The sequence below is a fragment of the Pseudomonas fluorescens genome (assembly GCF_001307275.1).
GTDB classification, from domain to species: Bacteria; Pseudomonadota; Gammaproteobacteria; order Pseudomonadales; family Pseudomonadaceae; genus Aquipseudomonas; species Aquipseudomonas fluorescens_AA.
Window position 1 is genome coordinate 2,984,633 of sequence record NZ_CP012831.1, and the last position, 13,580, is coordinate 2,998,212.

Sequence of the window (13,580 nt, forward strand, 5' to 3'; positions counted from 1 at the left end):
AGGAATCGACACCATGACTATCAAAGCCATCAACGTACGCAACCAGTTCAAAGGCACCATCAAGGAAATCGTCGAAGGCGACGTACTGTCGGAAATCGACGTGCAGACTGCTTCCGGCATCGTCACGTCGGTCATCACCACCCGTTCGGTCAAGGAGCTGGAACTGGCGATCGGCAGCGAAGTGATCGCCTTCGTCAAATCCACCGAGGTGTCTATCGCCAAGTTGTGAACGATGCTTCACCCACAGCCCCGGACGGCGTGAGCCCTTCGGGGCTTTTCTATAGCGTATTGCCGGTCAGTCAAGGACCAAGCGGCGCAGAAATCTGTGGGAGCAAAGCTTGCTCGCGATTGGGCATGACCGTTGAAAACCGTATCGGCTGGACCACCGCTATCGCGAGCAAGCTTTGCTCCCACGGGTCAACTGACAGTGGCTGTCATCACCGGATGATTTCACGCTTGGGCAAATACGGCGGCAGGTACAGCCCCAGGTACGCATCGAACACCCGCATGCCTTCTTCGGCCATGCGCGGGGTGATCTGGCCGTGCTGCTGTATCGAGCGGGCGTAGACGCGATCGCCCAGCTCCATGGCCAGGGCGAACACATCGACGTCGCCGGGCAGGGGCGGCAGGGCGAAATGGTGGTCGAACACCTTGTGCATCAAGTCACTCAGCTCGAGGTCGTGTTGGCGGTCGGCCTGGGTGACTTCGGTCAGGCCGTGCTGGGCCAGGATCAACTGGCGCGCGGCGGCGTCCTGGTTGTAGATGGCGAGCATGCGCTGCTCCACCAGCCGTGACAGGTCGTGCCAATGGTTCAGCGCCGCATGATCGATCGGTGCCTGCAGGCCAGCGCGAAAAGCGGCGTGGACGTCGGCGGTCAGGGCTTCGAGCAGGGCCGGGACGCTGGCGAAGAAGTGGTACACGGAAGAGGGCGGGATCCCGGCGCGCTCGGCGACGCTGTAGATCGACAGGCTGGCCACGCCTTCGGCGGCAAGCAGCGTACGGGCGGCATCGAGAATGGTGTCGATCCGGGCCTGGCTGCGTGCGCGGGGTTTGCGGGGTGTGGCGATGCGTGTCATGAAGCTCTCCTGCGGGGCTGCCGGGCATTGTACGAGTCGGGTCCGGTGTTGTCTCCCGGCCCTCATCGCGGGCAAGCCTTGCTCCCACAGAGCAATACTCAGTGAATCAGACCAAACGATCACAAAGCCCCGGTTGGAGCTGAGCTTGCTCCCACATTGGGTTTGTGGTGATTTCAAGTCAGCACCGCAAATCCCCTGTGGGAGCTGAGCTGGCTCGCGATCCGCCGAAGGCGGCCATCCCCCCAAATACAAAAAAACGCCGCAGCCCCGAAGGCCTGCGGCGTTTCTTTTTTTACCGCAACCGCTTACACGGTATGCAGGTACCAGTTGTACTCGAGGTCGGAGATGGAGTGTTCGAACTCCTCCAGCTCGCTCTCCTTGCAGGCCACGAAGATATCGATGTATTTCGGATCGATGTACTTGGCCATGACTTCACTGTCGTCGAGCTCGCGCAGGGCATCGCGCAAGTTGTTCGGCAGGCTTTGCTCGTTTTGCTCGTAGCTGTTGCCTTCCACCGGCGCACCGGGCTCGATCTTGTTGACCAGGCCATGGTGCACGCCCGCCAACACGGCCGCCATCAGCAGGTAGGGGTTGGCATCGGCGCCGGCGACGCGGTGTTCCAGGCGCACGGCATCGGCCGAGCCGGTCGGCACGCGCAAGGCCACGGTGCGGTTGTCCAGGCCCCAGGTCGGCGAGTTCGGCACGTAGAACTGTGCGCCGAAACGACGGTAGGAGTTGACGTTCGGGCAGAGGAAAGCCATCTGCGCGGGCAGGGTCTCGAGCACACCGCCGATCGCGTGACGCAGTGCGGCGTTCTGCTCGGGATCCTCGCTGGCAAAGATATTCTTGCCGTCTTTATCCAGAATCGAAATGTGGACGTGCAACCCATTGCCCGCCTGGCCCGGATACGGCTTGGCCATGAAGGTGGTGTCCATTTCATGGTCGTAGGCGATGTTCTTGATCAGGCGCTTGAGCAGGACCGCATAGTCGCAAGCCTTGATCGGATCGGCCACGTGGTGCAGGTTCACTTCGAACTGCGCCGGGGCACTTTCCTTGACGATGGCGTCGGCGGGAATGCCTTGCTCCTTGGCCCCTTCCAGAATGTCCTGGAGGCAATCGACGTATTCGTCGAGGTCATCGATCAGGTAGACCTGTGTCGAATGCGGGCGTTTGCCGGAAATCGGCGAGCGAGGCGGTTGTGGGCGTCCATTCACGTTCTCCTGGTCGATCAGGTAGAACTCCAGCTCGAATGCGGCGCAGATGGTCAGGCCCAGTTCATCGAACTTGGTCACGACTTGGCGCAGGACTTCACGGGGATCGGCGAAGAAAGGTTCGCCTTCGAGTTCGTGCATGGTCATCAACAGTTGCGCAGTCGGGCGCTTCTGCCAAGGCTCGTTGCACAGGGTGTCAGGGATTGGATAACAGATTCGGTCAGCATCACCGATGTCCAGGCCCAGGCCGGTGCTTTCCACCGTAGAGCCATTGATATCCAGGGCAAATAAAGAGGCCGGCAGGTTGATGCCTTTCTCGTAAACCTTGTGGAGGCTGGTGCGTTCTATGCGCTTGCCGCGCACCACACCATTCATATCCGCAATCAGAAGGTCAACGTACAGAACCTCAGGATGTTCCTTAAGGAACGCGTTCGCTTCGTTAAGCTGAACGGCACGCGGGGGTACCGACATGATGCAACACCTTTGTTGTTAAAAATATCAATCATTGATCTCTTCGAAAGCCAGTCAACCCGAACGGCATGCCGAAGTCAAGCAGGGCCTTTTTTGCCCTAAAAAAGCACCTGCAGGGCTTTTTTGAGGCAATTTAGGGCGTTTTTTTCCCTTTAGGGGCCTTGGCGCCCGCAGGCTTGAGCGGGCCGTGTTGTATTTTTTACGGGGGTGTTGTGTAAAAAAATGAACAAGGCTAAGCTCGATTCAAACCCATAACAGCAATAATACCGGGGTGCTTCATGTCTCGCCTGCCGTTAATCGGCGTCACCACCTGCTCCAGGCAGATGGGTCTGCATGCTTATCACACCAGCGGCGATAAATATGCCCGGGCTGTCGCGACAGCCGCCAAGGGCTTGCCAGTGCTGGTCCCGTCCCTGGCGGATCTGTTCCCACCGTCCGATATTCTGGACGCCCTGGACGGCATTCTTCTGACCGGCTCTCCTTCCAATGTAGAACCTTTTCATTATCAGGGCCCAGCCAGCGCGCCGGGCACTGCCCATGATCCTGCACGGGACGCCACCACCCTGCCGCTGATCCGCGCCGCTGTCGAGGCGGGCGTCCCGGTGCTGGGCATTTGTCGTGGTTTCCAGGAGATGAACGTAGCCTTTGGCGGCAGCCTGCATCAGAAAGTTCATGAAGTCGGAACGTTCATCGATCATCGTGAAGACGATACTCAAGCGGTGGAGGTCCAATATGGTCCTGCCCACGCCGTGGACATCCAGCCTGGCGGCATACTGGCAGGCCTGGGGCTGCCCCAGTCGATTGAGGTCAACTCGATCCATAGCCAGGGCATCGAGCGCCTGGCGCCTGGGCTGCGGGCCGAAGCGGTGGCGCCCGATGGCCTGATCGAGGCTGTTTCGGTGCCAGAAGGCAAGGCTTTTGCTTTAGGTGTGCAATGGCACCCTGAATGGGAGGTAAGCTCTAACCCGCACTACCTTGCGATTTTCCAGGCATTTGGCGATGCCTGCCGAGCAAGGGCAACACAACGCGACGCAGATGCGTCAAACAACGCCTGACAACTAATAGCAGTCAGGAAACTCACGCCTAGAGGCATTTATGAGTAACAACCTCGACCAGCTCACCGATTGGTTGAAAGACCACAAGATCACAGAAGTCGAATGCATGATTGGCGACCTGACCGGTATCACCCGGGGCAAGATCTCGCCGACCAACAAGTTCATCGCCGAGAAAGGCATGCGCCTGCCCGAGAGCGTTCTGCTCCAGACCGTTACGGGCGACTATGTCGAAGACGACATCTATTACGAACTGCTCGACCCGGCTGACATCGACATGATCTGCCGCCCGGACGAGAACGCCGTGTTCCTTGTGCCCTGGGCCATCGAGCCCACCGCCCAGGTCATCCACGACGCCTACGACAAGCAGGGCAACCCCATCGAGCTGTCGCCGCGCAACGTGCTCAAGAAAGTGCTCAAGCTCTATGCCGACAAAGGTTGGCAGCCTATCGTGGCGCCGGAAATGGAGTTCTACCTGACCAAGCGCAGCGACGACCCGGACTTTCCGCTGCAACCGCCCATTGGCCGCTCCGGCCGCCCGGAAACCGGTCGCCAGTCTTTCTCGATCGAAGCGGCCAACGAATTCGATCCGCTGTTCGAAGACGTCTACGACTGGTGCGAACTGCAGGAGCTGGACCTTGATACCCTGATCCACGAGGACGGCACGGCGCAGATGGAAATCAATTTCCGTCACGGCGATGCCCTTTCCCTGGCCGACCAGATCCTGGTGTTCAAGCGCACCATGCGCGAGGCGGCACTCAAGCACGACGTGGCCGCCACCTTCATGGCCAAGCCCATGACCGGCGAGCCGGGCAGTGCGATGCACCTGCACCAGAGCATTATCGACAAGGAAACCGGCAAGAACGTCTTCTCCAATGAAGACGGGACCATGAGCGATCTGTTCCTGCACCACATCGGTGGCTTGCAGAAGTTCATCCCCGAGCTGTTGCCGCTGTTCGCTCCCAACGTCAACTCGTTCCGCCGCTTCCTGCCGGACACCTCGGCACCGGTGAACGTGGAGTGGGGCGAAGAGAACCGCACCGTGGGCCTGCGCGTGCCGGATGCCGGGCCGCAGAACCGTCGGGTGGAAAACCGTTTGCCGGGCGCCGACGCCAACCCGTACCTGGCGATTGCCGCCAGCCTGCTGTGTGGCTTCATCGGCATGGTCGAAGGCATCGACCCGAGCGCGCCGGTGGTGGGCCGTGGCTACGAGCGCCGCAACCTGCGTTTGCCGCTGACCATCGAAGACGCCCTGGAACGCATGGAAAACAGCACCACCATCGAGAAGTACCTGGGCAAGAAATTCATCACAGGCTACGTCGCGGTCAAGCGGGCCGAGCATGAAAACTTCAAGCGCGTCATCAGTTCGTGGGAGCGGGAATTCCTGCTCTTTGCCGTCTGAAGCGCCGGGCGAGGCTGCTTCAGGCAGCTTCGCCCCCACCGATAACAGGAGAATTCGCATGACCCGCAATAACCCGCAAACCCGTGAATGGCAGGCCCTGAGCAACGATCATCACTTGGCGCCGTTCAGCGATTTCAAGCAGCTCAAAGAGAAAGGCCCGCGCATCATCACCCACGCCAAGGGCGTCTACCTCTGGGACAGTGAAGGCAACAAGATCCTCGACGGCATGGCCGGCCTCTGGTGTGTGGCCGTCGGTTATGGCCGTGAGGAACTGGCCGACGCCGCCAGCCAGCAGATGCGTGAACTGCCGTACTACAACCTGTTCTTCCAGACGGCCCACCCGCCGGTGCTGGAATTGTCCAAAGCCATCGCCGACATCGCCCCTGAAGGCATGAACCACGTGTTCTTCACCGGCTCCGGCTCCGAGGGCAACGACACCATGCTGCGCATGGTCCGCCACTATTGGGCGATCAAGGGCCAGCCGAACAAGAAAGTCATCATCAGCCGCAAGAACGGTTATCACGGTTCGACCGTCGCGGGCGCGAGCCTGGGCGGCATGACCTATATGCACGAGCAGGGCGACCTGCCGATCCCGGGCATTGTCCACATCGCCCAGCCTTACTGGTTCGGTGAAGGCGGCGACATGAGCCCCGAAGAGTTCGGCGTGTGGGCGGCCAACCAGTTGGAAGAAAAGATCCTGGAGATCGGCGTGGACAACGTCGGGGCCTTCATCGCCGAGCCGATCCAGGGCGCCGGTGGCGTGATCGTGCCGCCGGACAGCTACTGGCCGCGCATGAAGGAAATCCTCGCCAAGTACGACATTCTGTTCGTGGCCGACGAAGTGATCTGTGGCTTCGGCCGCACCGGTGAGTGGTTCGGTACCGACCATTACGGGTTGAAACCGCACATGATGACCATCGCCAAGGGCCTGACCTCCGGCTATATCCCCATGGGTGGGCTGATCGTGCGCGACGACGTGGTCGCGGTGCTCAACGAAGGCGGTGACTTCAACCACGGGTTTACCTACTCCGGTCACCCGGTGGCCGCGGCGGTGGCCCTGGAAAACATCCGCATCCTGCGCGACGAGAAGATCATCGAGCGTGTCCACAGCGAAACGGCACCCTATTTGCAGAAGCGTTTGCGGGAACTGAACGATCATCCGCTGGTGGGTGAAGTACGCGGGGTCGGTTTGCTGGGGGCGATCGAACTGGTCCAGGACAAGGCCACGCGCAAACGCTACGAAGGCAAGGGCGTGGGCATGATCTGCCGGCAGTTCTGCTTCGATAACGGGCTGATCATGCGCGCGGTGGGCGACACCATGATCATTGCGCCGCCGCTGGTGATCAGCAAGGCCGAGATCGATGAATTGGTGACCAAGGCGCGGCATTGCCTGGACCTGACGCTCAGTGCGTTGCAGGGCTAAGTGCTAGGCTCTGAGCGAGGTGCCTGCAAGGGCCTCGCCCAGCGTGAACAAAAGGCTGGGCCTGTGTTGAAAGCCTGCCCTGTAACTTGCCAGACTACCGCCTGTTCAAGTTGCCCGCGAGCCGGCTACTGAACGTGGCTAAAAAGAATAACTGGAGCATCAATCCATGAAGGCATTAGGTATGAAGATAGCTGGCAAGACCCTCCTCGCCATGTCCCTGATGGGCGTGATGGCGGGCGCCGTCCAGGCGGACGACAAAGTGCTGCATGTCTACAACTGGTCCGACTACATTGCGCCGGACACCGTCGCCAAGTTCGAGAAAGAAACGGGGATCAAAGTCGTCTACGACGTGTTCGACAGCAACGAAACCCTGGAAGCCAAGTTGCTGGCCGGCAAGTCCGGTTATGACATCGTGGTGCCGTCGAACAACTTCCTGGCCAAGCAGATCAAGGCCGGGGTCTACCAGGAGCTGGACAAGTCCAAGCTGCCGAACTGGAAGAACCTGGACACCGACCTGCTCAAGGCTGTCGGCGATGCCAGCGACCAGGGCAACAAACACGCCTTCCCTTACATGTGGGGCACCATCGGCATCGGTTACAACCCCGAGAAGGTCAAGGCCGCATTGGGCGTCGACAAGATCGATTCCTGGGACACCCTGCTCAAGCCCGAGAACATCGCCAAGCTCAAGAGCTGCGGCGTGAGCTTCCTCGATTCGCCAACCGAAATGATTCCGGTGGCCCTGCATTACCTTGGCTACCCGACCGACAGCCAGGACAAGAAGCAACTGGCCGAGGCTGAAGCACTGTTCCTCAAGTTGCGTCCATCGATCGGTTACTTCCACTCTTCCAAATACATTTCCGACCTGGCCAACGGCAACATCTGCGTCGCCGTGGGCTACTCGGGTGATATCGAGCAATCCAAGAGCCGTGCTGCCGAGGCTGGCGGCAAAGTGAAAGTGGCCTACACCATTCCCAAGGAAGGTGCCGGTTCGTTCTACGACATGGTCGCCATTCCCAAGGATGCCGAAAATGTCGAGGCCGCTTATAAATGGATGAATTTCATCATGCAGCCGGAAATCATGGCGCAGATCACCGACAACGTGCGTTTCCCTAACGGCAACAAGGCCGCCACCGCGTTGGTGGACAAGGAAATCTCCGGTGACCCGAGCATTTACCCATCGGACGAAGTGAAGGCCAAGCTGTACGCCATCAGCGATCTGCCGCCAGCGACCCAGCGGATCCTGACCCGCAGCTGGACCAAGATCAAATCCGGTAAATAAGCCGGTCTGAAGCATCCTCCTGTTGTCGCTGGCATCGCTGCGGCGGCAACAGGAGCAACTCAATAACTAAAAGTTTTGCTGGATCGGTTTATCGAGGGTAAGTTGCGCGCCGGTTTTGTTGCAGGGTCCATCGTGGCCAAGTAACGGGGGCAACTTGGGCCCAACTATTTAAGAGGACCTCCACGTGCCAGTCTTTTCTTTGTTACGCAACGCCTTGCTGGTCGGCGCCGGCCTGACGCTCGCCGTCAGTGTCCAGGCCGCTTCCACCGTGCATATTTATAATTGGTCGGACTACATTGGCGAGACCACCCTGGCGGATTTCGAAAAAGCCACTGGCATCAAGCCGGTGTATGACGTGTTCGACTCCAACGAAACCCTGGAAGGCAAGTTGCTGGCCGGACGTACCGGTTACGACGTGGTCGTGCCGTCCAACCACTTCCTGGGCAAGCAGATCAAGGCCGGGGCGTTCCAGAAGCTCGACAAGGCGCAGTTGCCCAACTACGCCAACCTCGACCCTGTGCTGCTCAAGCGCCTGGAAAAGAACGACCCGGGCAACCAGTACGCCGTGCCTTACCTCTGGGGCACCAACGGCATCGGCTATAACGTCGAGAAGATCAAGGCGGTCCTGGGCGTCGAGAAGATCGATTCGTGGGCGATGCTGTTCGAACCGGAAAACATCAAGAAGCTGTCCAGCTGCGGTGTTTCGTTCCTCGACTCGGGCGACGAAATGATCCCGGCGATGCTCAATTACCTGGGCCTGAACCCCAACAGCGAAGACCCCGAAGACTACAAGAAGGCCGAGGCGCAGCTGCTCAAGATCCGGCCTTACGTGACTTATTTCAATTCCTCCAAATACATCTCCGACCTGGCCAATGGCGAGATCTGCGTGGCGGCCGGTTTCTCCGGCGACATCTTCCAGGCCCGGGCTCGTGCCAGCGAGGCCGGCAAGGGCGTCAACATCGCCTATGTGATTCCCAAGGAAGGCGGCAATCTCTGGTTCGACATGCTGGCGATCCCGCGTGACGCCACCAACGTCAAGCAAGCGCATGCCTTCATCAACTATGTGCTCAAGCCTGAGGTCATCGCCCAGGTCAGTGACGTTGTCGGTTATGCCAACCCGAACCCGAAGGCTGGCGAGCTGATGGACCAGAAAGTACGCACCGATGAAGCGGTTTATCCACCGCAAGCGGTCGTCGACAAGCTCTACGTCAACTCCGAGTTGCCGCCCAAGATCCAACGACTCATGACCCGCAGCTGGACCAAGGTCAAGTCGGGTAAATAACCTCAACACTCTTGTTCGTCCGCGTGGGGCGAACTGCAAATTCTGTGGGAGTTTCGTAAATGGCAGTTGCCTCCGGCGCCTATAAGAAAGCCCTCGAGGGCGACCAGACACCCAAGCAGGTGCTGGTCAAAATCGACCGGGTCACGAAGAAGTTCGACGAGACGATTGCCGTGGACGACGTGTCCCTGGAAATCAAGAAAGGCGAGATCTTCGCCTTGCTCGGCGGTTCGGGATCGGGCAAATCCACCTTGCTGCGCATGCTGGCCGGTTTCGAGCGGCCCACCGAGGGGCGGATTTTCCTCGACGGTGTGGACATCACCGACATGCCGCCCTATGAGCGGCCGATCAACATGATGTTCCAGTCCTACGCCCTGTTCCCGCACATGACCGTGGCGCAGAACATCGCCTTCGGTCTGCAACAGGACAAGATCCCGAAGGCCGAGATCGATGCCCGCGTGGCGGAGATGCTCAAGCTGGTGCAGATGAGCCAATACGCCAAGCGCAAGCCGCACCAGCTCTCCGGCGGCCAGCGCCAGCGTGTGGCCCTGGCCCGTTCCCTGGCCAAGCGCCCGAAGCTGTTGCTGCTCGACGAGCCGATGGGCGCGCTGGATAAGAAACTGCGCTCGCAGATGCAACTGGAGCTGGTGGAAATCATCGAGCGGGTTGGCGTGACCTGCGTCATGGTGACCCACGATCAGGAAGAGGCCATGACCATGGCCGAACGTATCGCGATCATGCACCTGGGCTGGATCGCCCAGATCGGCAGCCCGATCGACATCTACGAGACCCCGACCAGCCGGCTGGTCTGCGAGTTCATCGGCAACGTCAACATCTTCGAGACCGAAGTGGTGGACGACGCCGAAGGCCACGCGGTGCTGACCTGCAAGGACCTGGACCGCAATATCTACGTCGGCCACGGCATCAGCACCTCGGTGCAGGACAAGTCGGTGACCTACGCCATTCGCCCGGAAAAGCTGCTGGTCACTTCCGAGCCGCCGACCTGCGAGCACAACTGGTCCAGCGGCAAGGTCCATGACATCGCCTACCTGGGCGGCCACTCGGTGTTCTACGTCGAGCTGCCGAGCGGCAAGCTGGTGCAGTCCTTCGTCGCCAACGCCGAACGCCGTGGCCAGCGCCCGACCTGGGGCGACCAGGTGTTCGTCTGGTGGGAAGACGACAGCGGCGTGGTGCTTCGCTCATGAACATGCGCAAACTCAAACGCCGACTCGATCGAATAACGCCCGGTGGCCGCCAACTGGTCATCGGGGTGCCCTTCATCTGGCTGTTCCTGTTCTTCATGCTGCCGTTCTTCATCGTCCTGAAGATCAGCTTTGCCGAAGCCGACGTGGCCATCCCGCCGTACACCGAGATCTACAGCTACGTCGACCAGAAGCTGCAGGTGCTGCTCAACCTCGCCAACTACGCGATGCTGAGCGAGGACGAGTTGTACATCGCCGCCTACCTTGGTTCGCTGAAAATGGCCCTGATCAGCACGCTCTTGTGCCTGCTGATCGGCTACCCGATGGCCTATGGCATCGCCAATGCCCGCAAAGAGATGCAGACGGTGCTGGTGCTGCTGATCATGATGCCGACCTGGACCGCGATCCTGATCCGCGTCTACGCGTGGATGGGCATCCTCAGCAACAACGGCTTGCTCAACGGCTTTTTGCTGAGCATGGGTTGGATCAGCGAACCGCTGCAGATCCTCAACACCAACCTGGCGGTGTATATCGGGGTCGTCTACTCCTATCTGCCGTTCATGATCCTGCCGTTGTACGCCAACCTGGTGAAACATGACGCCAGCCTGTTGGAAGCCGCGTCGGACCTGGGGTCGAGCACCTTCAACAGCTTCTGGAAAATCACCGTGCCGCTGTCCAAGAACGGCATCGTCGCCGGCTGCATGCTGGTGTTCATCCCCGTGGTGGGCGAGTTCGTCATCCCGGAACTGCTGGGCGGCCCGGAAACCCTGATGATCGGCAAAGTGCTGTGGCAGGAATTCTTCAATAACCGAGACTGGCCGGTGGCATCCGCCCTGGCGGTGGTGATGCTGGCAATCCTGATCGTGCCCATCATCCTGTTCAACCGCAGTCAGGCCAAAGAAATGGAGGGCAAGGAATGAAGCGCTTCAGTTTTTCAAGCCTGATGCTGGTGCTGGGTTTGCTGTTCATCTACGCACCGATGCTGATCCTGGTGATCTATTCGTTCAACGCCTCGAAACTGGTGACGGTGTGGGGTGGCTGGTCGATCAAGTGGTACGTCGGCCTGCTGGACAACAGTCAGTTGATGGGCTCGGTGGTGCGCTCGCTGGAAATCGCCTGCTACACGGCGATTGCCGCGGTGGCCCTGGGGACGCTGGCGGCCTTCGTGTTGACCCGCATCACCCACTTCAAGGGCCGCACGCTGTTCGGCGGCCTGGTCACCGCGCCGCTGGTGATGCCGGAAGTCATCACCGGTCTGTCGCTGTTGCTGCTGTTCGTCGCCATGGCGCAGATGATTGGCTGGCCCCAGGAGCGTGGCATCGTCACGATCTGGATCGCCCACACCACGTTCTGCGCGGCCTATGTGGCGGTGGTGGTCTCGGCACGTTTGCGTGAGCTGGACCTGTCCATCGAAGAGGCGGCCATGGACCTGGGTGCCCGGCCGTGGAAGGTATTCTTTTTGATCACCATCCCGATGATCGCGCCGTCACTGGCGGCGGGGGGCATGATGTCGTTCGCGTTGTCCCTGGATGACCTGGTGCTGGCGAGCTTCGTCTCCGGCCCCGGCTCGACCACCTTGCCAATGGAAGTCTTCTCGGCCGTGCGCCTGGGGGTAAAACCGGAAATCAACGCCGTGGCGAGCCTGATCCTGCTGGCGGTGTCGCTGGTGACCTTCCTGGTCTGGTACTTCAGCCGCCGCGCCGAAGAGAACCGCAAGCGCGCGATCCAGCAAGCCATCGAAGAAAGCGCTGCCGACTCCTGGAAACAACCGGAAGTCCGCCGGGCCGAGACCGCACCGGTCTAACCCGACGCAGCTCTACCTGTGGGAGCGAGCTTGCTCGCGATAGCGGTGTGACAGTCGACGAAGATGTTGAATGTCAGTCCGCCTTCGCGAGCAAGCTCGCTCCCACAGTTTTTTGGGGCGCCTACAAATCCGCAGTCGAACGCAGACCCCATTGTGGGAGCGAGCTTGCTCGCGATAGCGGTGTGACAGTCGACGAAGATGTTGAATGTCAGTCCGCCTTCGCGAGCAAGCTCGCTCCCACAGTTTTTTGGGGCGTCTACAAATCCGCAGTCGAACGCAGATCCCATTGTGGGAGCGAGCCTGCTCGCGATAGCGGTGTGACAGTGGACGAAGATGTTGAATGTCAGTCCGCCTTCGCGAGCAAGCTCGCTCCCACAGTTTTTTGGGGCGTCTACAAATCCGCAGTCGAACGCAGACCCCATTGTGGGAGCGAGCCTGCTCGCGATAGCGGTGTGACAGTCGACGAAGATGTTGAATGTCAGTCCGCCTTCGCGAGCAAGCTCGCTCCCACAGTTTTTTGGGGCGTCTACAAATCCGCAGTCGAACGCAGATCCCATTGTGGGAGCGAGCCTGCTCGCGATAGCGGTGTGACAGTGGACGAAGATGTTGAATGTCAGTCCGCCTTCGCGAGCAAGCTCGCTCCCACAGTTTTTTGGGGCGGCTACAAATCCGCAGTCGAACGCAGATCCCATTGTGGGAGCGAGCTTGCTTGCGATAGCGGTGAGACAGTCGACGAAGATGTTGAATGTCAGTCCGCCTTCGCGAGCAAGCTCGCTCCCACAGTTTTTTGGGGCGTCTACAAATCCGCAGTCGAACGCAGACCCCATTGTGGGAGCGAGCTTGCTCGCGATAGCGGTGAGACAGTCGACGAAGATGTTGAATGTCAGTCCGCCTTCGCGAGCAAGCTCGCTCCCACAGTTTTTTGGGGCGCCTATAAATCCGCAGCCGAACGCAGACCCCATTGTGGGAGCGAGCTTGCTCGCGATAGCGGTTCAGTTAGCGCCGCTCACTTCTTCAATGCGTCATGGGCCTCCAGGGCTCGCAGGGAATAGATGTACGCCGCGCCGGCATTCAATGACACGGCGGTGGCCAGGGTGGCGGCGATTTCTTCGCGGGTGGCGCCGGCCTTGATGGCGGCGTCGGTGTGTACGCCAATGCAGCCGTCGCAGCGGGTGGTGATGGCCACGGCGATGGAGATCAGCTCGCGGGTCTTGGCATCGAGCACGTTGTTTTCAGCCGCAGCTTCGTCCAGGGCCATGTAGGCCTTGACCATCTTCGGATTGCTTTTGCCCAGGGCGCCAAAGGCGCTTTTGATGGTGGGCAGCAGTTCGGACCAGTTATTGAACATAGCGTTGACTCCTGTGAAAGAGGCGGGGAGGTG

The 13,580-nt window shown here is 59.9% G+C and carries 12 protein-coding genes; 9 read left to right on the top strand and 3 right to left on the bottom strand.

The window, feature by feature from the left end:
• The first annotated feature begins 13 nt into the window (after window positions 1-13).
• Complete coding sequence (locus AO356_RS13145; protein WP_003177394.1) at window positions 14-229, top strand: TOBE domain-containing protein; 216 nt, start codon at window positions 14-16, stop codon at window positions 227-229.
• A gap of 208 nt (window positions 230-437) precedes the next feature.
• On the opposite strand, the gene AO356_RS13150 is transcribed toward AO356_RS13145, so the two are convergent.
• Both AO356_RS13150 and AO356_RS13155 read right to left on the bottom strand, forming a co-directional pair.
• Window positions 438-1,076, bottom strand: a complete 639-nt coding sequence (locus tag AO356_RS13150) for a TetR/AcrR family transcriptional regulator (RefSeq protein WP_060740153.1) — start codon at window positions 1,074-1,076, stop codon at window positions 438-440.
• 305 nt (window positions 1,077-1,381) lie between these two features.
• Entirely contained in the window at window positions 1,382-2,758 is a 1,377-nt protein-coding gene (locus AO356_RS13155; RefSeq protein ID WP_025216023.1) for a glutamine synthetase family protein, read from the bottom strand.
• A 278-nt stretch (window positions 2,759-3,036) separates the two neighbouring features.
• On the opposite strand from AO356_RS13155, the gene AO356_RS13160 reads away from it, so the two are divergent.
• From AO356_RS13160 to AO356_RS13195, 8 genes are all read left to right on the top strand, one after another.
• A complete protein-coding gene (locus tag AO356_RS13160) occupies window positions 3,037-3,813 on the top strand; it encodes a gamma-glutamyl-gamma-aminobutyrate hydrolase family protein (protein ID WP_060740154.1) in 777 nt (258 codons plus the stop codon).
• Between the two features lie 40 nt (window positions 3,814-3,853).
• Entirely contained in the window at window positions 3,854-5,212 is a 1,359-nt protein-coding gene (locus tag AO356_RS13165; protein WP_060740155.1) for a glutamine synthetase family protein, read from the top strand.
• Between the two features lie 58 nt (window positions 5,213-5,270).
• A complete protein-coding gene (locus AO356_RS13170) occupies window positions 5,271-6,635 on the top strand; it encodes an aspartate aminotransferase family protein (RefSeq protein WP_060740156.1) in 1,365 nt (454 codons plus the stop codon).
• A gap of 181 nt (window positions 6,636-6,816) precedes the next feature.
• Window positions 6,817-7,914, top strand: a complete 1,098-nt coding sequence (locus tag AO356_RS13175; protein WP_060740157.1) for a polyamine ABC transporter substrate-binding protein — start codon at window positions 6,817-6,819, stop codon at window positions 7,912-7,914.
• A 184-nt stretch (window positions 7,915-8,098) separates the two neighbouring features.
• Window positions 8,099-9,196, top strand: coding sequence for a polyamine ABC transporter substrate-binding protein (locus tag AO356_RS13180; protein ID WP_060740158.1), 1,098 nt, complete (start codon window positions 8,099-8,101; stop codon window positions 9,194-9,196).
• A 59-nt stretch (window positions 9,197-9,255) separates the two neighbouring features.
• Window positions 9,256-10,398 carry an ABC transporter ATP-binding protein gene (locus AO356_RS13185; protein ID WP_060740159.1) on the top strand — a complete coding sequence of 381 codons (1,143 nt, stop codon included), beginning with the start codon at window positions 9,256-9,258 and terminating at the stop codon, window positions 10,396-10,398.
• Window positions 10,395-11,315, top strand: a complete 921-nt coding sequence (locus AO356_RS13190) for an ABC transporter permease subunit (protein ID WP_060740160.1) — start codon at window positions 10,395-10,397, stop codon at window positions 11,313-11,315. Before AO356_RS13185 ends, AO356_RS13190 begins: the two co-directional genes overlap by 4 nt.
• Window positions 11,312-12,199, top strand: a complete 888-nt coding sequence (locus tag AO356_RS13195; protein ID WP_060740161.1) for an ABC transporter permease subunit — start codon at window positions 11,312-11,314, stop codon at window positions 12,197-12,199. The genes AO356_RS13190 and AO356_RS13195 overlap by 4 nt, the downstream gene beginning before the upstream one ends.
• A gap of 1,006 nt (window positions 12,200-13,205) precedes the next feature.
• Here the strand turns inward: AO356_RS13195 and AO356_RS13205 are convergent.
• On the bottom strand, window positions 13,206-13,547 hold the full coding sequence (locus AO356_RS13205) for a carboxymuconolactone decarboxylase family protein (protein ID WP_014340738.1): 342 nt from the start codon (window positions 13,545-13,547) through the stop codon (window positions 13,206-13,208).
• Window positions 13,548-13,580 lie beyond the last annotated feature (33 nt).